Origin of the sequence: Shewanella bicestrii, from assembly GCF_002216875.1 — a bacterium.
Classification (GTDB): Bacteria; Pseudomonadota; Gammaproteobacteria; order Enterobacterales; family Shewanellaceae; genus Shewanella; species Shewanella seohaensis.
In genome coordinates this window covers 2,960,189-2,978,928 of the sequence record NZ_CP022358.1, presented here as the reverse complement: position 1 = coordinate 2,978,928, position 18,740 = coordinate 2,960,189, and the positions used below count along the sequence as shown (strand labels likewise).

The window sequence follows — 18,740 nt, the reverse complement described above, 5'->3', positions numbered from 1 at the left end:
CGCAGTGTGCCAGAAATTGCGCGTTAACAAGAGTGGGTAATTGTTACAAGAATTGTATTAAAAATAGCTGAAAACCAAGACGGCACTGGATGGCGAGCATCCAGTGCGTTGGGGGGATTATTCGGGAGAAACCACAGGATTACGGTAAGCTTCACGGTACTTATCGACCCACATGGCGGTGGCACCACAAATCGCCACTGGCATCACGATAAAGTTCACCACAGGGATCATCGAAAACAGGGTCACAGTCGCACCAAAGGTAAAGCTGGTGCCGCGGGTTTGATTAAGGGCAAAGCGCATATCCTTGAAGCTCACCTTGTGGTTATCAAAGGGATAGTCGCAGTATTGAATCGCCATCATCCAAGCGCTGAATAAAAACCACAAAATTGGCGCTAAGGTTTGCCCCACCATGGGCACTAAAAACAGCAACAAAAATACCAGCGCACGGGGCAAATAGTATTTGAGTTTGATCCATTCACGGCCAAGAATGCGTGGTAAGTCTTTGACTATGTCCATGCCCGAGCCGGTATTCATCGGTTTGCCGGTCAATAACTGCTCGACCTTTTCGGCCAGCAAGCCATTAAAGGGCGCGGCCAGCCAGTTCATTACCGAACTAAAGACAAACGCCAGCATCACCAACATAGTGGTCACCGCTAACGGCCAGAGCAAAAAGTTAAGCCAACTTAAGTATTCGGGGAGCTGGGCATTCATCCAAGTGAAGAGCACATCGAGCTGCCCAATCGCCACATAGATAACAGCCGCAAACAGCACTAGGTTGATCATTAAGGGAATAAATACAAAGGTGCGCAGGCCTTTACGTTTGATTAAACCAAAGCCATCGAGAAAATAATTCACACCACTTTTACCCTGCGAAGGGGAGGAGGATTTCTGTGTCATATCGTCATTCCAAAAAAGTTGAGATACAGCGTGAGATACAGATAAGTGCGATTGTGATCAACTCGTCGCGAGATGACAAGCTAAAAGCCATATGAATTCAATAAAAAGCGTTACAAAATACTGCCTGCTTTGCTAAAGTTGGCCTCAGAATTCTGTATACAATTAGCTGCCCCCATATTCACCATCGTTCCGATGGTTTTTTATACTGAGACGCGCAAACTGGCACCATGAGATTAAAACAAATAAAACTTGCCGGCTTTAAGTCGTTTGTCGATCCCACCAAAATTCCGTTTTTACAGGCATTAAGCGCCATTATTGGCCCAAATGGCTGCGGCAAGTCCAACGTGATTGACGCCGTGCGTTGGGTGCTGGGCGAAAGCTCGGCGAAGCATTTGCGCGGCGACTCCATGAGTGACGTGATTTTTAACGGCTCCAGCGCCCGTAAACCTGTGTCTGTGGCGGGCGTTGAACTGGTGTTTGAAAATAAAGAGGGCCGCCTTGCGGGCCAATACGCCAGTTATGAAGAAATTTCGGTAAAACGTCAGGTGAGCCGTGACGGCGAGTCTTGGTATTTTCTCAATGGCCAAAAGTGTCGCCGTAAAGACATCACTGATCTGTTTATGGGCACCGGGCTTGGGCCGCGCAGTTACGCCATTATCGAACAGGGCACGATTTCACGTTTAATCGAATCTAAACCCCAAGATTTACGGACTTTTATTGAAGAAGCCGCGGGGATTTCCCGCTATAAAGAGCGGCGGCGTGAAACGGAAAACCGTATCCGCCATACCCGTGAAAACTTGGAGCGTTTAGGGGATATTCGCAGCGAGTTAGCCAAACAACTCGAAAAACTCAGTCAGCAGGCCAAGGCGGCGAAGCAATATCGTGAGCTGAAGCAAGCTGAGCGTAAAACCCACGCCGAGCTGCTGGTGATGCGCTATCAAGAGCTGCAGAGCCAAATGGCGAGTCTATCGGAGCAGATTAGCTCGCTCGAGCTGCAACAAGCGGCGGCCCAGTCCTTAGCGCAAACCGGCGAGTTAGAAAGCACCGAGTTGCAAATCACACTTTCGCAGTTAGCCGAGCAGGAGCAGCAGGCGGTCGAAGCCTATTACCTGACTGGTACCGAAATCGCCAAGCTTGAGCAACAGTTACAGAGCCAAAAGCAGCGCGACGCCCAGCTGCATCATCAGCTTGAGCAGTTGAGTGAGCAAATCATTCAAAACCAAGCCAAATTAGCCGCTTACCAAGCCAGCTTTCAAGCGCTTGAGTCGGAGCTTAGCCAACTTGCGCCGCAACATGAGTTGCAGCAAGAAATGCTCGATGAGTTGCAAGCCCAGTGGGAGATGAGCGTTTCGCGCACTGAGGCCCAAAGTGAAAGCGCCAGAGTGCTGGCGGCGGCCGTTGCTCAGCATAAGCTGCAATTAGAATTACACCGCAGCAAACTGGCGCATCAGCAACAATTAAATGCCCATAAAACCCAGCTACACCAAGAGCAACAACAGGAGTTGGCCTCGCTTAATGCGCATGCCCTCGAAGATAGCAGTGCATCACTTAATGACGAGATTGCCCAGTTAGAGCAAGCATTAGCTGAACAAGTTGAAATCAATCAAGAGTTTGAATCCACTCTGGCTGCCGATACTCATGCGTTAGATTTGGCCCGCGGTGAGTTTGAGCAATTATCACAGCGTTTAACCTCGATGCGGGCACGCTTCGAACTGGTTGAACAATGGCTTGCGAAACAAGAAGAGTTAAGTGATAAGCCGCAGCTGTGGCAAAGCATTCAAGTGGAAAACGGCTGGGAAGCCGCCGCCGAACTGGCGTTGCAGGGATTGATGACGCTGCCTGTGGGCGTTAACGCCAATGAAATAGGCTTTTATGCCGATGCGGCCTTGGCGGCGGATGCGCATCTCGATGGCTCTCCCATCTTAGGTGCCAAATTGAACCTTGCCCCTTGGCTTAAGGGACTCAAATGGGCCGATAATCTGGCCAGCGCACAAGCACTGCTGCCGAGCTTGGCGGCCGATGAGCGAATCGTGACCGCCGACGGTTACTTGCTCGGCAAAGGTTTTTTGATTGCTAAACAAGACAATAGCCAATCCTTAGTGCAATTGAGTAAAGAGCAAACCGAGCTGAGCGAGGCCATCGCTGATTGCGAGCAGGCAAAAGCCATACAGCAGGCAAAGCTCGATGAATTAGCGCAGCAATTAACCCAAGTGCGTGACAGCTTAAGCCAAGGCACTAAACGTTTACACCAGTTGCAGCTCGATAAAGCCACCAAATCGACCCAGCTTAATAACGCAGAAGCTCAGGCCAAGCAGCGCGAAGCGAAACGCGGGCAACTCGCAGAAACTGTTGCCCGGACCCACGCCGAGTTAGCCGAGCTTGCCGAGCAGTTAATATTGCTTGCGGAGCAAGAGGATGAGCTGGCTGAGGCGCTAGAGGTAAGCCTTGAGCAGCAACAGCAACAAAGCCAAGATGCGCAGGGGGATATGGCCCGCCATCAAGCCCTGAAGGCTCAAATTGGCGATGCCGAGCGGCGCTTAACGAGCCTCAATGCCAGTCTGCAATCGATCGCTACTCGGATGGCGGTGAGTACAGAACAAATTGAATTACAGCGGGTACGTGTCAGTGAATTAGTCCACTCAAAGGAAACACTGTCAGCCCAACTTGCCAACGTCGCGGCACAAGAGGGCGATCAGCAAACGGCGCAGCTCAGCGAACAACTGGCGCAATTACTCAATCAACAGCAGAGTCAGCAACAGGCACTTAAAAGCCTCAGGTCACAACAAAGTTCGCTCACTGAAACGCTAAACAGTATAGGATTAAAGCAAAAACAAGAGCTTGGTAAGCTTGAGGGCTTGACTCAAAGCCTCAGCACGTTAAAGTTACGTCGTGAGGGATTAAAAGGGCAGGCCGATAGCCAATTAGCGGCGCTGTCAGAGCAACAAATTGTGCTCGCCCAGATTGTCGATTCCCTGCCTGCGGATGGGCATCCCGACAAGTGGCAGCGTGATTTGGATCAGATCCGCCAAAAAATTATTCGCTTAGGGGCGATAAACCTCGCGGCGATCGAAGAATTCGAGCAACAAAGTGAGCGAAAATCCTATTTGGATCATCAAGATGAAGATCTAAATAACGGCTTGGCCACCCTAGAGGAAGCCATTCGGAAAATCGATAAGGAGACCCGCACTCGCTTTAAGGCCACATTTGATGCGGTAAACGAAGATCTCGGGCGTTTATTCCCTAAGGTATTCGGTGGCGGACGCGCGTATTTAGCGCTGACGGAAGACGATTTATTAGAAACGGGCGTGACCATCATGGCCCAGCCGCCAGGTAAGAAGAACAGTACAATCCATCTTCTTTCCGGTGGTGAAAAAGCCCTAACGGCTTTATCATTGGTATTCGCGATTTTCAGGTTGAATCCAGCTCCCTTCTGTATGTTAGACGAAGTGGATGCGCCCTTAGACGATGCCAACGTAGAACGATTCTGTCGATTATTGAAGGAAATGTCGCAGAGCGTACAGTTTATCTATATCAGCCATAACAAAATTACGATGGAGATGGCTGATCAACTTATCGGTGTGACTATGCATGAGCCGGGTGTATCCCGTATAGTCGCAGTAGATTTAGAGCAAGCGGTGGCAATGGCCGACGCTTGATAACTAGAAGAAAGACAGGGTAACCAATGGAAGATTTGCAACTAGTATTGTTCGTTTTAGGCGCCATAGCCATAGTTGCTGTGCTGGTGCATGGATTTTGGTCTATCAGAAGACAACAACCTAAGTCATTGAAAGATAGTCCGATGGGCAATTTCTATAAAAAGCAGGCCGAACGTGGTGAGGGTGCGCCTAAGCGTGTCGATGCCGATGGTTTCGACGCCGATGGGATTGGTGCCGTCAGAGTCCGTAAAGCGAATGAAGCTCATACCCCAGAGGCACCTGCGTTTAACCCTTATTTAAAGCAAGAAGCCAAAGCGCAACCGCAACCTGTGGAACCCGTGCAAGTTGAACCTAAGCCGCTGTTTAAGCAAGAGCCAAGCATGGCGCAGCCTGATTTTAGTCTGCAATCCCCGACTGCCAAAGAACAACACCGCGGTCCTAAAGCATCACGCCAAGAGCCAGTATTACAAGGACATTCTGCCAATCTAGCCCAAGCCCATGTAGGGCAATCCCATGCGGCCATGGTGGCGCAAAAAGCCGCCGAAGAACAACGTGCGCAGGTGCAAATGCCTACGCAAACCGCTCTTTTCGATGAGGAAGAGGCGTATGAAGAGCAACCTCAAGCCGTTGAACAGCCAGATGATGATTTAGGCGAGCCACGCGATGTATTAGTGCTGCACGTAGTGGCAAAAGAAGGTCAGCAGCTTAATGGCGCCGAATTGTTACCTTGCTTCTTAACCCTTAATTTTAAATATGGCGATATGAATATTTTCCACCGCCATGTGGATAATGCTGGTAATGGTAAGGTGTTGTTCTCCATTGCGAATATGGTAAAACCTGGGATTTTTGACCCAGACAATATGGAACAATTCAGCACCCAAGGCGTCGTGTTCTTTATGACCTTACCTTGCTACGGTGATGCGCTAATGAACTTCTCCATCATGCTTAACTCGGCGCGCCAATTGGCGGATGATATCGATGCGGTCGTGCTCGATGGTCAGCGTCAGCCTTGGGGCGAGTTTACTAAGCAAGATTATTTACACCGCATTCGCGCAAACGCTTAATGCAACGCCGCGAGACTGCGGTGATAGACAGATGGGGCCGCTAAATGCGGCCTCATTTTTTGCAACTTTTTGATGCTTAAGAATTCTGGATAATGAATATGCAAGACATTCAACTCGATAAACGCCTATCTGAACTGCTTTCTCAAGCTGTCACGCCACACAATGCGCAGCCATTGATGCAGGCGCTCTGCCAATCCCTGAATGAACACAATATTCGTTACTATGTCGATGATGCGCCAAGCATTACCGACTCCGAATACGACAGATTAATGCAGCAGTTGAAACAGCTTGAGGCCGAGTATCCTCAGTTTGTTGCTGCCGACTCTCCCACCCAAAGAGTGGGCGGCATGGCGCTGGCAAAGTTTGAACAAATTACTCACCTTAAACCCATGTTAAGTCTCGATAATGCCTTCGATGAGGCGGACTTTAGCGCGTTTCATAAACGTGTCAGCGACAGAGTTGGCCAAGTGAGTTTTTGTTGTGAGCCGAAACTCGATGGTTTGGCGGTAAGTATTTTGTATCGCAATGGTGTGCTTGAGCGCGCCGCGACCCGGGGTGATGGTACCGTGGGTGAGGATATTACTGAAAACGTTAAAACCATTAAGTCGATTCCGCTCAAACTGCGCGGTGACAACTATCCCGAATTGGTCGAAGTGCGCGGCGAAGCCTTTATGCCCAAGGCGGCGTTTGAGGCACTAAATGAGCGTGCGCGCTTAAAGGATGAAAAACTGTTTGTGAATCCGCGAAATGCGGCGGCGGGCAGCTTACGTCAGCTCGACAGTAAAATTACCGCGTCACGGGCACTGTCTTTTTATGCCTACGCCTTAGGTGTGGTGGAGCCGACTTCCCATGAACTAGCTAAGACGCATTATGAGCAATTGCTGCAACTTAAATCTTGGGGGCTGCCAGTCAGTAGTGAGATCAAAGTCTGTGACGAACTCAGCCAAGTGTTTGTCTACTATCAAGATATATTGACTCGCCGCAGCGATTTACCCTTTGAGATCGATGGCGTGGTGATGAAGGTGAACGATATCGCCCAGCAGCAAACCTTAGGGTTTGTGGCTAAATCACCCCGTTGGGCGATTGCCTATAAGTTCCCCGCGCAGGAAGAAATGACCCTGCTCGAAGGCGTAGATTTTCAAGTCGGCCGCACTGGCGCAGTGACTCCCGTCGCGCGCTTAAAACCTGTGTTTGTTGGCGGCGTGACCGTATCGAATGCCACCTTGCACAATGCCGATGAAATCGAGCGTTTAGGTGTGATGGTGGGCGATACTGTGATTATCCGCCGCGCCGGCGATGTGATCCCGCAAATTGTGGCCATAGTGCCTGAGCGCCGCCCAGAAGATGCGAAGGCGATTGCCTTCCCGCAACATTGCCCCGTTTGCGGCAGTTTAGTTGAGCGATTAGAAGGTGAGGCCGTGGCCCGTTGTAGCGGCGGCTTATTCTGTGAGGCGCAGCGTAAAGAGGCGATCAAGCATTTTGCCTCCCGCAAGGCATTAGATATCGACGGCATGGGCGATAAAATTGTCGAGCAGTTGATTGATAAGGAGCTGGTTCAAAGCCCGGCTGACTTATTTAAACTCACCGCCTCTATGATGACCATGCTCGACCGTATGGGAATGAAGTCCGCCACCAATCTCGCGCAGGCGATTGAAGCGGCTAAAACCACGACTTTGCCACGTTTCCTCTATGCCTTAGGCATTCGTGAGGTGGGGGAGGCCACGGCGGCGAACCTGGCTACTCACTTTGGTAGCCTAGAGGCGCTGCGTGTGGCCACCATTGAGCAACTTATTCAAGTTGAAGATATTGGTGAAGTGGTTGCCCAGCACGTGGCGCATTTCTTTGCCCAGCCCCATAACCTAGAGGTGATCGATGCTTTGATTGCGGCTGGCGTTAACTGGCCTGCGATTGCAGCGCCAAGCGCCGATGAGCAGCCGTTGAAGGGGCAGACTTGGGTGTTAACCGGCACCTTAAATCAACTCAACCGTAACGATGCTAAAGCGCAGTTACAGGCCTTAGGCGCCAAAGTGGCGGGCAGTGTGTCGAAAAATACCGATTGCTTAGTCGCGGGCGAAGCGGCGGGGTCTAAGCTTGCCAAAGCGCAGGAGCTTGGCGTGAAAGTGATTGGCGAGGATGAATTATTGGCTCTTCTGGCTGCAAATAGCTAAGTCGCTGCCGCTTAGTGTGTAAAGCCCTGCCTTGCGGGGCTTTTTTATGACGAGGTCTTAAACGTTACATTTGAATTATTTATGTTAGCCATTGAATTTAGCCGTTACGCCACCATCTTGTTTATATTGCTTTAGTTTTTACTAAATGGATTGCGATTGAATTTTAGTCACATCACTTGGCTCGATGATAAAGGCCATATCAAACCACCGATTTTTTTATATGCCATTCTGGCTTTTCTCGCCCGTGGCTGGTGTATTTTTATTGCCTCTCTGACCCAAGCCAGTGACAGAGCTGAATTAGTGCGGCTCTTCTATCCTGAAAAGTCTGACTTTTTACTCGCACTCGCGGCGGGGCTGGGTGCCGTGGCGCTGTATTTTGTGGTACTGGCGGAGCGGCGCCGTTCGCCCTCATGGCTGCGCCCAGTGTTTGTCCAGCTTAAATGGGGATTGTGGATTTTATTGTTACTCGATGCAATCTTACTTGCGCAGCGATTAATCCACGGGCAATTTTTATTCCATTGGAGTTTAGCCCTCGACGCCTTAGTGCTGTTCTGGTCGTGTTTGTATGTTTACAAGTCAAAACGCCTCAGCTATTACCTTGCCGACTGGCCGAAAGAGACTGTGACGTCAGTAAAAGCTGACTAAGGTCATCTCGTTGTAATTTCAGCTTTTTATCAAATATCTAGTCACTGAGGGATAATTTGTGTGTACTATCCCTCAGTTTGATAAGCATTTTTTCACTTATAGCTTACTGATTTTGTTGAATCATCTATAGTTATATGTACTTAGCTTAAATGTGCGGCCAAAGAAGCCAAAAGATGATGCTTCTTGCGTGCATGAAAGGAGTCATATTGCGTGACAAAAGTTGCCCAACGAAAACTATTACTTTCAGAACTTCAACTTGGCATGAGAGTCAAGTTGCCTTTGTCATGGACGAATCACCCTTTTTTATTTAACCGTGTGGATATCAGTAGTCCGGCTCACATTGAGATGATCCGAGGACTCGGTGTGCCTTATGTGTATCTAATTTCAGGCAATAGTGATGAACTCGAATCGACGGATGAAGAGGAAGAAGTCGAAGAGATTGAAGAGGCGCCACCGGAGCGTGACTTAAAGGCCGATACCCGTAAGGCGATGCGTTTAAGCCAGAAGCGTTTCTTAGAGAGCGTTAACCAGTGCCGCAATGTGTATGGCAAAGTGGTGAGCGATCCTGAAGGCGCTTATCGCTTATCTGCTGCCTTAGTAGAAGATTTACTCAGCCATCTGCAAGAGGTCGAGAAACCTTTCCTCACTTTGGTCGGAATGGATGAAAAAGATGTCAGTGTGACTCAGCACGGCATCTCGGTAGCGGTATTAGCCATGATGATAGGTCAGGCACTCGATTTGCCTGCGCGGGATTTGCGCGATATTGCCTTGGGGAGCCTATTCCACGATATAGGTAAACTCAAAGTCCCCGATGTGATCCGCCGTAAACGGGGCGCGCTCACTCCCCATGAGGCCAATTACCTGCAAATGCACCCGAACTTTGGCTATGACATGCTGAATCGCTCGGGACTCTTTCCAAAGGAAGTGCTGAATATTGTGCTGCACCACCATGAGTTTATTGATGGTTCAGGCTTTCCCGATGGGCTCTCGGGGGCCAAAATCCCGATTATCACTCAAATAGTGAGTCTGGCAAACGATTACGATCAGCAGCTCAGTGGTCAGCAGGCGTCCTCACCGCAGGTGGCATTAGGTTACTTATTTAAAAATCGTGCGAGTAAACATGCCGAATCCTTAATTGCTGTGTTAGTTAAGATTTTAGGTATCTATCCGCCGGGTACTATCGTCAAGCTATCCGACGACACTGTCGCTAAGGTGATTATGACCACTAAAGAGGTGAGTCAGCCGCAGGTGTGGGCTTGCAAAGAAGATGGTAGTGAGGCCTCGTTACGTTTTTTAAGTGATGAAGGGGTGACAGTACAAAAAACCATTCGCGCGGAGGAGTTAACTGAGGGCGCGATCCGCACCTTGCAAATGGATAAAGGTATTAGTTTTTATTTTAGCTCGTTCCAAGCTTGAATCCCGCCACCTGAGTTCCGTATGCTATTGGCCGAAATACCTTGGGGTGTCGGTCAAAGGAAATGGAGTTGAGTGTGGCAGATCAAAAAAGTGTTGCGGTTGTCGGTTGTGGTTGGTTTGGCTTTGCCCTTGCTAAACACTTAGTGCAAGCGGGTTACCGAGTCACTGGCGCTAAACGTCGCACGGAGGAGTTAGCGCCTCTCACTGAGACGGGGATCCATGGATTCCAACTGCAACTTGGGGATGACGCTGATGTTCTCCCCGACGCGCAAGCTTTAAAGGACTTGTTTCAGACAGACTTTCTTGTCGTCAATATTCCTCCGCGCCTCAAACATGGCAATACCGCCTATCTTCAAGAATTACAGCAGTTAATTGCGCTAACCCAAGGTTGGCACTATCAGGGCATAGTGTTTATCAGCACCACGGGCGTTTATCCTTCCCTCGACCAATCTATGACCGAAGCTGACGCACAGGCTGAATCTGCTTCATCACAGGTGTTATTGGATGCCGAAGCCTTATTTACTCGCCAACCGAATAGTTGCATCGTTCGTTTTGCTGGCTTGGTTGGACCCAAACGTCATCCAGGGCGCTTCTTTGCCGGTAAAACCGATGTGGCGGGTGGCAATGTTGCGGTCAATCTGGTGCATTTGCAGGACTGCGTCGCGGCGGTGAGCTTGATTATTGCTGCCAAGGCAAAGGGGGAAAAGGTCGCCGCAATTTATAATCTTTGTGCGCCAGAGCATCCTTCGCGAAGCGAATTTTATGTGGCCGCCGCCGAGTCCTTAGGATTAGCGGCACCACAATTTAATGGGCAGCTACAACCCAGCAAAGTCATTCTAGGTGATGCGATAGTCCGCGAGCTTGGGTTTGAGTATCAGTTTGCTTCGCCCCTTGCGATGCTGGCGGCCTGTTAGTGGGTGATTTAGCGCCTATTGTTAACAAATGTTTAAGAACCTTGACCATCTTTTGAGGTATCTTAATGGCCTGTGCGTGTTGCAAACGACTTACGATTCAATGATGCAGTCACTAATAAGAAGAGAAAATATGAAAAGCCTAACTCATTTTGTTCGACCTTTGGCAGCGCTGGCCTGTGGATTGGTGTTAAGTGCGAGCTTTGCTCTGCAGGCGGCGAGTTTTGAAGAAGGGAAGGATTACGTCACTGTTGCTGGGATCAGCGAAGCACAAAAGCCTGTGCTGCGTGAGTTCTTCTCCTATAACTGCCCACATTGCTACAAGCAGGAACCCTTTATCGCTTCCACGGTAAAACTCTTAGGCAAAGATGTGGCCTTCGAGCGTACGCCGGTGGGGGCGGGGCGTCCGGCATGGGAGCTGAGTCAATTAGCCTATTTTGTCGCGCAAAAGCTGAAAATGACCAAGCAAGTGCACGAAGCGATTTTTAAACAAATCCATGAAAAGGGTGAACAATTTACTCGCCCTGAACAGGTCAAAGCCTTCTTTGTGGCGCAAGGCGCGAAGGCCGATGATGTCGATGCGGCGATGAACTCTGTCGATGCGAAGTTTTCCGTGATGAATTACGACTCTCAAGCGGAATTATCGGGCATTAAAGGCGTGCCTTCTTTATTAGTCAATGGCCGCTATTTAGTGACCTCAAAAGTACACACTCCTGAAGAATTAGCCGAGCTAGTAAAATTCTTAGCCGCCAAATAATAAGCTTGAACTTGCGTCTATGCTGGCGCCCATTTATTTGTTTCCCATAACCCAGCGATGCTGGGTTATTTTTTGCCTTTTTACTGACATTTCTTAGCGGAAATCCTTAGATTTCTGACGGAAATTCATCTCTCTGCAGTACGATATTTTATTTATTTCACAGCCAGTTACTGTTACTCATCTACCTCATCTTGCCGTCCTACTAGCATGGCATTTGTGCCGTTTCTAGCCTTAGGATCTTCGACATTGGTCTAAGCTGCTCAAAAAATAACTTTTGCATCAAAATGTAAAATCATTGTTAACTTTATGATTTTAAATACTATTCAATTTTTTCTGGTGTGAGGCACTTCTCAAATTAGACTAAGGTCTTGATTGTGGTCACTCCAGCTGTTGCTAGATTTAACAAGACTTAAAAATAAAACAGCACAGGGGAGTCGCTATGGCATTTGAAAACAACGATAAAGCAAAAGGTTACTGGAATGAGAATTTACGTCTCGTTTTAGGCCTATTGGCTATTTGGGCCGCAGTCTCATTTGGATGTGGCATTCTATTGGTTGATGTACTCAATGAAATCCATTTCATGGGCTTCAAGTTAGGTTTCTGGTTTGCCCAACAGGGATCTATGTATGTCTTTGTTGCGCTTATTTTTGTCTACGCGGCAAAAGCCAACGCCTTAGATAAAAAATATAACGTACAAGAAGACTAAGGAGAACGGAAATGGGTGTACAAGGATTAACTTATCTAATTGTGGGGCTGTCGTTCGCGCTCTACATTGGGATCGCGATTTGGTCCCGTGCGGGCTCGACTAAAGAGTTCTATGTTGCGGGTGGCGGTGTTCACCCCGTTGTGAACGGTATGGCAACGGCAGCGGACTGGATGTCTGCGGCGTCCTTTATTTCGTTAGCGGGTATTGTTTCTTTCGTCGGTTATGACGGCAGTGTGTACTTGATGGGCTGGACGGGCGGTTATGTATTATTAGCCCTGTGTATGGCGCCGTATTTACGTAAATTTGGTAAGTTCACTGTGCCTGATTTCGTGGGTGAGCGTTATTACTCCCAAGCGGCGCGTACGGTAGCGGTTATTTGCGCTATCTTCATCTGCTTTACTTACATCGCTGGCCAAATGCGCGGTGTGGGCGTGGTATTCTCGCGCTTCCTCGAAGTGGATGTGGACACCGGCGTGTATATCGGTATGGCCGTGGTGTTCTTCTACGCTGTGCTCGGTGGTATGAAAGGGATTACCTATACTCAGGTTGCCCAATACTGCGTGCTGATCTTCGCCTTTATGGTGCCTGCGATTTTCTTATCTGTGATGATGACAGGTCATATCATTCCTCAAATTGGTTTCGGCGCTGAATTACTCGATGCTGCCGGCAATAACTCTGGGGTTTACCTGCTCGAGAAGCTGAACAATTTATCTGCGGATCTAGGCTTTGCACCTTACACCGATGGCTCTAAGAGCATGATCGACGTGTTCTGTATTACCGGTGCTTTGATGGTTGGTACTGCGGGCTTACCCCACGTTATCGTGCGTTTCTTCACTGTACCTAAAGTAAAAGATGCGCGTGTATCAGCTGGTTGGGCGCTGGTATTTATCGCCATCATGTACACTACTGTTCCTGCATTAGCGGCATTCTCTCGCGTTAATATGATTGAGACCATTAACGGTCCTGATCAAAAGGGTGTTGCCTATGAGTCTGCGCCAGATTGGATCAAAAACTGGGAAAAAACCGGCCTGATCAAATGGGATGACAAAAACGGCGACGGCAAAATCTACTATGCCAAAGGCAAAATGGAAGATGCTGCTAGCCCTAACGAAATGAAGATCGACAACGATATCATCGTATTAGCAACGCCAGAAATCGCGAATCTCCCAGCTTGGGTTATCGCACTGGTGGCAGCGGGTGGTTTAGCTGCTGCGTTATCTACCTCTGCGGGTCTGTTACTGGTTATCTCGACTTCAGTGTCACACGACTTACTGAAGAAGAACCTGATGCCAAATATCTCTGACAAGAAAGAGCTGATGTACGCTCGACTGGCGGCCGGTATCGGTATCGTGATTGCGGGTTACTTCGGGATTAACCCTCCAGGATTCGTGGCTGCGGTAGTGGCATTCGCTTTCGGTCTGGCGGCATCCTCTCTGTTCCCAGCCATCATCATGGGGATTTTCTCTAAGACGATGAACAAAGAAGGTGCAATCGCAGGTATGGTGATCGGTCTACTGTTCACTGCTGCTTACATCATCTACTTCAAGTTTGTAAACCCAACGGCTAACGTGTCGGCGAACTGGTTCCTCGGTATTTCGCCAGAAGGTATCGGTATGGTCGGTATGGTGGTGAACTTTGCGGTAGCAGCTATCGTCTGTAAAGTAACCGCAGCGGCACCTGCCCATGTACAAGATATGGTTGAATCTATCCGTTTCCCTAAAGGGGCGGGAGAGGCTAGCAGCCATTAATCTCTGCAGGATTTAGCTAAGTAAGATAAAAGGACGCATTGGCGTCCTTTTGTTTTTATGGCGTCAACGCAAGCTTAAGGCTGACTTTAGTCGTATATGGCCCAACAATTGTGCGCGCTATAGTGGAATAAAATTCACCTAAAATAAGGTGTTGCTATGAACGCCAGCGAATTACAACCCGTTGTGCAGTTTTTAACATCCACAGCCCCCTTCGATACGCTACCCAACGAGATCATCTTACGTTGCGCTAAGGCTGTGACCGTTGGTTACTACAGTAAAGCCTCGGGGTTTGTGAAATTTGATGCCGATGCGCCGAAATTGTATCTGGTGCGCAGCGGTGCCTTTGAGGTGCGCGATCCTGAAGGAGTGTTAGTGGACAGGGTCGCCGAAGGGGAGTTTTTTGGCTTTTCGACGCTGTTGTCTGGGGAGAAGGTGGTTAACCGGGTCGCGATTCTCGAAGACAGTTTGGTCTATCACCTTCCGCAGGCATTGTTTGACCAACTGCGAAGCGAGAGTCGACACTTCGATAAATTTTTTACCCGCGCCTTTGCCAAGCGGTTACGTCACGAGGCGCGGTTTAAGGCGAAAGATCTGACGACCACCAGTCGAATCAGTACCTTAATGTCATCTTCGCCCATTATGATCGACGCCCATGCCAGTGTGACGCAAGCCGCGCTCTTGATGCGTAACTCACGGGTTTCGTCCTTATTGGTCACGGACAATCATAAGTTGGTGGGGATTTTAACGGATAAAGATCTGCGTAATCGGGTGCTCGCTGCTGGGCTCGATGGTCGCATCGCCGTGCATCAAGCTATGACAACATCGCCGATTTCGATTTCATCCAATGCGTTGATTTTCGAGGCGATGTTATTGATGAGTGAGCATAACATTCATCACTTGCCGATCATTGATGAACAAAATACCGAGGAAGTAAAAGCCATTGGTATGGTGACCAGTACCGACATTTTGCGCGGTCAAGGTTCGCAGCCCTTGCTGCTGATTGGTGAAATCGAGCGGCAGCGGGATCTCGCGAGCCTCATTAGCGTCAGTAAACAAATCCCCTTGTTATTGCAAAATTTAATCAGTGCCGATGCAAGGGCTGAGGAGATCGGTCGGGTACTCACCTCGGTCACCGATGCGTTAACGCGGCGCTTGATTGTGCTCAATCAGCAAATTCTCGGTGAGGCGCCGATGGCGTTTTGCTGGCTAGCCTTTGGCTCGCAAGGACGGCAAGACCAAGCCGCTTGTTCGGATCAAGATAACGGCTTACTGGTGGCCGAGGAAATGGATGATTATGCCAAAGGCTATTTCGATGCCTTGACCCATGCGGTTTGCGCGGGGCTGGATCAATGCGGTTATGCTTTTTGTCCCGGTAATATCATGGCGCAAAATCCTCAGTGGCGGATGTCGCTCAAAGCATGGCAACAGGTCTTTGAAAAGTGGGTGGTCACGCCTGAGCCTAAGGCATTGATGCATGCGAGTATTTTTTTCGATATGCGCTCAGTGTTTGGCCCGCAATCCCTGTTCGACGCCCTACAGGATACAGTGCTGGCACAAACCAAAGACAATGATATTTTCCTCGCGGGGATGACGGGCAATTCCCTCGTCGAGTCGCCACCCTTAGGCTTTTTTCGAAAATTTGTGTTAGAGCGCGATGGCAGTGAGGTAAAAGGCATTGATTTAAAACATAAAGGAAATGCGTTAATCAACGATATCGCCCGCGTGTATGCGCTGTCGGCGGGGATTAAGGAAGTGAACACCGCCAAACGGATCCGAGCGCTGATGGACGCCAATATTCTCAATCGTAAGGATGCGCTTAACTTGGCCGATGCCCATGAATTTATTGCCCATATGCGTTTATCGAATCAAGGCTACCAACATACACAGGGGCTGAAGATCAGTAATTATTTGTTACCCGGTCATTTATCCTCTTTGGTGAGGCATCAACTTCGGGATGCTTTTAAAGTGGTCCATGATGCCCAGTCGGGGATGAAGATGAAATTTATGCGGAGCTTTTAATGGGGCCTTGGTGGGTGAACGCAAAGCTGCGCTGGCGTGCGTTACGCTGTCAGCATCAGCTATTTAAGGATTATTACCAATCCTTAGTGCCACTGTTGGAGTTACCCATTAGTCGGGCGCCCTTGATGGCGATGGATTTGGAGATGACAGGACTCGATCCCTTACAGGACCAAATCTTAAGTATTGGGCTGGTGCCGATTGAAAATGGGGCGATTCCCCTGATGGGTGCGCAACAAAAACTGGTGCAAATTCAAGGCAGTGTGGGGCAGAGTGCGACAATTCATGGGATCCTGGATAATCATTTAACCGAGGCGGTAACCATTGAAGAGGCGATGGCATGGTTTGTGGCGCAAACCCGTGGTCATGTGTTGGTTGCGCACCATTCCCCCCTCGATTGCCGTTTCTTACAGCAAGATATCTTGTCGATTTATCATCAAGCGATTGTACTGCCTGCGATTGATACCTTGCTGCTGGAAAAACACCGCTTGCTACGTGAACACTCAGTGCTTAAAGAAGGCAGCTTAAGGCTTGGTGCATGCCGTGAACGATATGGATTACCGATTTATGGCGCCCACAGCGCCCTGACTGACGCACTGGCCTGCGGCGAACTGTTGTTGGCACAGGTGGCTAGTATGGGCGGCGCTGAGGAGTTAAAGGTGGGTGAATTACTGGCTTACTCACGCTAAACGATGTGTTAGCGCCCTCGCTGCAGAATGATTGTCTCTGCGCCTAAATCCCTTTGTCTGATTTTCTTGAGCTTAATATCTAAACTTGATGCATGTCGTGAGAATTGAGTGCTAACAAAAGGTAGCTTTAGAAAGCGTGCTAAAGAATGCTATTTCGGCTGGCTAGTCTTTCGATAAATCGGCTTCTAATTCAAGACATAAGCGACGTAATTCCTCGATACGCTCGGCATTCATCTTGGAGCGAGCCACCAATTTCTCCGTGAGCTGAGTCGCTTCCTCCCGTAATTGCCTGCCCTTATCTGTGAGGGAAATAACCTTTTTGCGTTCATCCAACTCGGATAAGTTACGGGTGAGTAAGCCCTTTGATTCCAAGCGTTTAACGATTGGGGTCAAGGTGCTGGGATCTAAACGCGTGTCGTTAGATAACTCTTTGAGACTGACGTCATTCACGTACCAGAGTGAGTGCATCACTATGTACTGAGGGTAGGTAAGATCGTATTCGTCAAGGATGGGACGAAAGGCTCGCACTAATGAGTTGGTCGCCGAATAGAGTGCAAAGCACACGTTGTCTGATAATTTTTGAGCCATACCGCTTACCCAGGATGAACAATGAAGGTCGATGTTAACAAATTCTACGTTGTAAAAATAGTTTGTGTGCAAAATATTTTTAGGCGTAACAGTTGATTTGCGCGTCACTTGTGGGTAGTTTATTGGCAAACAGTTTGTGCGCAAACTATTTGCAAGCTAATAAGTTTAGTTCATTGTCGAAATATCACTCCCTGTTTGCAGAGTGTCCGACGTAATAGAGGTTAAGTACATGATAAGCAGTCAAATTCATTTAGCATCACGCCCTATTGGTATGCCTACTCTGGCAAATTTTAAACAGGTCGAGGTGACATTGCCCGCCTTAAAAGCCGGAGAAGTACTGGTTAAAAACACTTGGATGTCAGTCGATCCCTATATGCGTGGCCGTATGATGGACAAGGATTCCTACATTCCACCCTTCCAGATTGATGCGGTTATGGACGGTGGGGCAATAGGTGAAGTGATTGAATCACTCAATCCGCAATTCCCCGTGGGATCAAAAGTGAGCAATGTCAGTGGCTGGCGCAGCGCCTTTATCAGTGATGGGCAGGATCTCACCTTATTGCCTACGGCGAATATTCCTGAGCAGTACTTTTTAGGTGTGCTTGGTATGCCCGGATTAACTGCTTGGGTGGGTCTAATGACAATTGCGAAATTAACCCCTAAAGATACCGTGTTTGTTTCAGCCGCATCGGGCGCGGTGGGCATGGTTGTCTGTCAAATCGCTAAGCTTAACGGCTGTAAAGTAATTGCTTCGGTTGGCTCGGATGAGAAGGCTGAATTAGTTAAAAGTCTGGGTGTGGATGCGGTGATTAACTATAAAAAAGTGACTGATTTAACTCAGGCTTTGCGTGACGCGGCGCCCGATGGCATTGATGTGTATTTTGAGAATGTCGGCGGCGCTCATCTTGAAGCCGCATTGAATGTGCTGAACGAATATGGCCGTATTTCTGTATGTGGGATGATTGCCGATTATAACGCGCAGACGCCAGTCCCTGGTCCAAGCAATCTCTTAGCCATCATCACCAAAAAGTTAACCATACAGGGCTTTATTGTGATGGATTACTTCGACCAGTTTGAAGAATTCATCGCTCAAATGGCGCAGTGGCTGCAGGCGGGTAAAGTGAAATCGCAAGAAACGGTTTACCAAGGTTTAGAGCAAGCACCAGAGGCGTTTATCGGCCTGTTTGAAGGTAAAAACAAAGGTAAAATGCTAGTTAAACTCTAATCTTGCTGTACTCTTACGGCTTAGTATCAAGGTGCAAAGGTGAAATCCGATGCACCTTGATGTCGTGGGCGATGCCAAACGTGAGTCATGCTAAGTGATGCTGCGGCGGAAGGCATTTGCTGTCGCAAATAGAGTTACCGTTTGAGCTGAAGCCTGTTTTTACAAAGGCTTCAGTTTTCTTTCACAATCAAGCCGACTGAGTTTGAGCTCTGGCTAGCGATTTCATCTTTAATTCACGCTCATCCCATTACACT

Annotated in this window: 14 protein-coding genes; 12 read left to right on the top strand and 2 right to left on the bottom strand. The window is 48.8% G+C overall.

The genetic code is table 11. The features are described from left to right. Positions 1-117: 117 nt before the first annotated feature. Positions 118-897 carry a sulfate transporter CysZ gene (cysZ, locus tag CF168_RS12935; protein ID WP_089068065.1) on the bottom strand — a complete coding sequence of 260 codons (780 nt, stop codon included), beginning with the start codon at positions 895-897 and terminating at the stop codon, positions 118-120. A gap of 227 nt (positions 898-1,124) precedes the next feature. Between cysZ and smc the strand changes: the two genes are divergently transcribed. The 11 genes from smc (at position 1,125) to CF168_RS12880 (ending at position 16,673) form a co-directional block, all read left to right on the top strand. Then, complete coding sequence (gene smc, locus CF168_RS12930) at positions 1,125-4,553, top strand: chromosome segregation protein SMC (protein WP_089068064.1); 3,429 nt, start codon at positions 1,125-1,127, stop codon at positions 4,551-4,553. A gap of 26 nt (positions 4,554-4,579) precedes the next feature. Then, positions 4,580-5,617 (top strand): cell division protein ZipA, encoded by a 1,038-nt coding sequence (zipA, locus tag CF168_RS12925; protein WP_089068063.1) that lies wholly within the window; start codon positions 4,580-4,582, stop codon positions 5,615-5,617. 98 nt (positions 5,618-5,715) lie between these two features. Then, entirely contained in the window at positions 5,716-7,785 is a 2,070-nt protein-coding gene (gene ligA, locus CF168_RS12920; protein ID WP_089068970.1) for an NAD-dependent DNA ligase LigA, read from the top strand. 156 nt (positions 7,786-7,941) lie between these two features. After that, positions 7,942-8,430, top strand: coding sequence for a DUF2919 domain-containing protein (locus CF168_RS12915; protein WP_089068062.1), 489 nt, complete (start codon positions 7,942-7,944; stop codon positions 8,428-8,430). A gap of 210 nt (positions 8,431-8,640) precedes the next feature. Further along, a complete protein-coding gene (locus CF168_RS12910; RefSeq protein WP_089068061.1) occupies positions 8,641-9,846 on the top strand; it encodes an HD-GYP domain-containing protein in 1,206 nt (401 codons plus the stop codon). A gap of 62 nt (positions 9,847-9,908) precedes the next feature. Next, on the top strand, positions 9,909-10,760 hold the full coding sequence (locus CF168_RS12905; RefSeq protein WP_089068060.1) for an SDR family oxidoreductase: 852 nt from the start codon (positions 9,909-9,911) through the stop codon (positions 10,758-10,760). A 130-nt stretch (positions 10,761-10,890) separates the two neighbouring features. Further along, on the top strand, positions 10,891-11,514 hold the full coding sequence (locus CF168_RS12900) for a thiol:disulfide interchange protein DsbA/DsbL (RefSeq protein ID WP_089068059.1): 624 nt from the start codon (positions 10,891-10,893) through the stop codon (positions 11,512-11,514). A 439-nt stretch (positions 11,515-11,953) separates the two neighbouring features. Next, positions 11,954-12,220, top strand: a complete 267-nt coding sequence (locus CF168_RS12895) for a DUF4212 domain-containing protein (protein ID WP_011622295.1) — start codon at positions 11,954-11,956, stop codon at positions 12,218-12,220. Positions 12,221-12,231: 11 nt separating this feature from the next. Then, positions 12,232-13,968, top strand: a complete 1,737-nt coding sequence (locus CF168_RS12890; protein ID WP_086904649.1) for a sodium:solute symporter family protein — start codon at positions 12,232-12,234, stop codon at positions 13,966-13,968. Positions 13,969-14,124: 156 nt separating this feature from the next. Next, positions 14,125-15,987, top strand: a complete 1,863-nt coding sequence (locus CF168_RS12885) for a DUF294 nucleotidyltransferase-like domain-containing protein (protein ID WP_089068058.1) — start codon at positions 14,125-14,127, stop codon at positions 15,985-15,987. Beyond that, positions 15,987-16,673 (top strand): exonuclease domain-containing protein, encoded by a 687-nt coding sequence (locus tag CF168_RS12880; protein ID WP_089068057.1) that lies wholly within the window; start codon positions 15,987-15,989, stop codon positions 16,671-16,673. Before CF168_RS12885 ends, CF168_RS12880 begins: the two co-directional genes overlap by 1 nt. 162 nt (positions 16,674-16,835) lie before the next feature. Here the strand turns inward: CF168_RS12880 and CF168_RS12875 are convergent, their stop codons facing one another. Next, the gene (locus tag CF168_RS12875; protein ID WP_089068056.1) at positions 16,836-17,261 is read right to left on the bottom strand and encodes a MarR family winged helix-turn-helix transcriptional regulator; all 426 of its coding nucleotides are present in this window, start codon (positions 17,259-17,261) and stop codon (positions 16,836-16,838) included. A gap of 229 nt (positions 17,262-17,490) precedes the next feature. Between CF168_RS12875 and CF168_RS12870 the strand changes: the two genes are divergently transcribed. Beyond that, on the top strand, positions 17,491-18,486 hold the full coding sequence (locus CF168_RS12870) for an NADP-dependent oxidoreductase (RefSeq protein ID WP_089068055.1): 996 nt from the start codon (positions 17,491-17,493) through the stop codon (positions 18,484-18,486). Positions 18,487-18,740 lie beyond the last annotated feature (254 nt).

Excerpts from the sequence above, each read along its gene's own strand:
- CF168_RS12890 (WP_086904649.1), top strand. The coding sequence starts at position 12,232 with ATGGGTGTACAAGGATTAACTTATCTAATTGTGGGGCTGTCGTTCGCG.
- CF168_RS12870 (WP_089068055.1), top strand. The coding sequence starts at position 17,491 with ATGATAAGCAGTCAAATTCATTTAGCATCACGCCCTATTGGTATGCCT.
- CF168_RS12885 (WP_089068058.1), top strand. The coding sequence starts at position 14,125 with ATGAACGCCAGCGAATTACAACCCGTTGTGCAGTTTTTAACATCCACA.
- ligA (WP_089068970.1), top strand. The coding sequence starts at position 5,716 with ATGCAAGACATTCAACTCGATAAACGCCTATCTGAACTGCTTTCTCAA.
- CF168_RS12905 (WP_089068060.1), top strand. The coding sequence starts at position 9,909 with ATGGAGTTGAGTGTGGCAGATCAAAAAAGTGTTGCGGTTGTCGGTTGT.
- CF168_RS12875 (WP_089068056.1), bottom strand. The coding sequence starts at position 17,261 with ATGGCTCAAAAATTATCAGACAACGTGTGCTTTGCACTCTATTCGGCG.
- CF168_RS12895 (WP_011622295.1), top strand. The coding sequence starts at position 11,954 with ATGGCATTTGAAAACAACGATAAAGCAAAAGGTTACTGGAATGAGAAT.
- zipA (WP_089068063.1), top strand. The coding sequence starts at position 4,580 with ATGGAAGATTTGCAACTAGTATTGTTCGTTTTAGGCGCCATAGCCATA.
- CF168_RS12880 (WP_089068057.1), top strand. The coding sequence starts at position 15,987 with ATGGGGCCTTGGTGGGTGAACGCAAAGCTGCGCTGGCGTGCGTTACGC.
- smc (WP_089068064.1), top strand. The coding sequence starts at position 1,125 with ATGAGATTAAAACAAATAAAACTTGCCGGCTTTAAGTCGTTTGTCGAT.
- cysZ (WP_089068065.1), bottom strand. The coding sequence starts at position 897 with ATGACACAGAAATCCTCCTCCCCTTCGCAGGGTAAAAGTGGTGTGAAT.
- CF168_RS12900 (WP_089068059.1), top strand. The coding sequence starts at position 10,891 with ATGAAAAGCCTAACTCATTTTGTTCGACCTTTGGCAGCGCTGGCCTGT.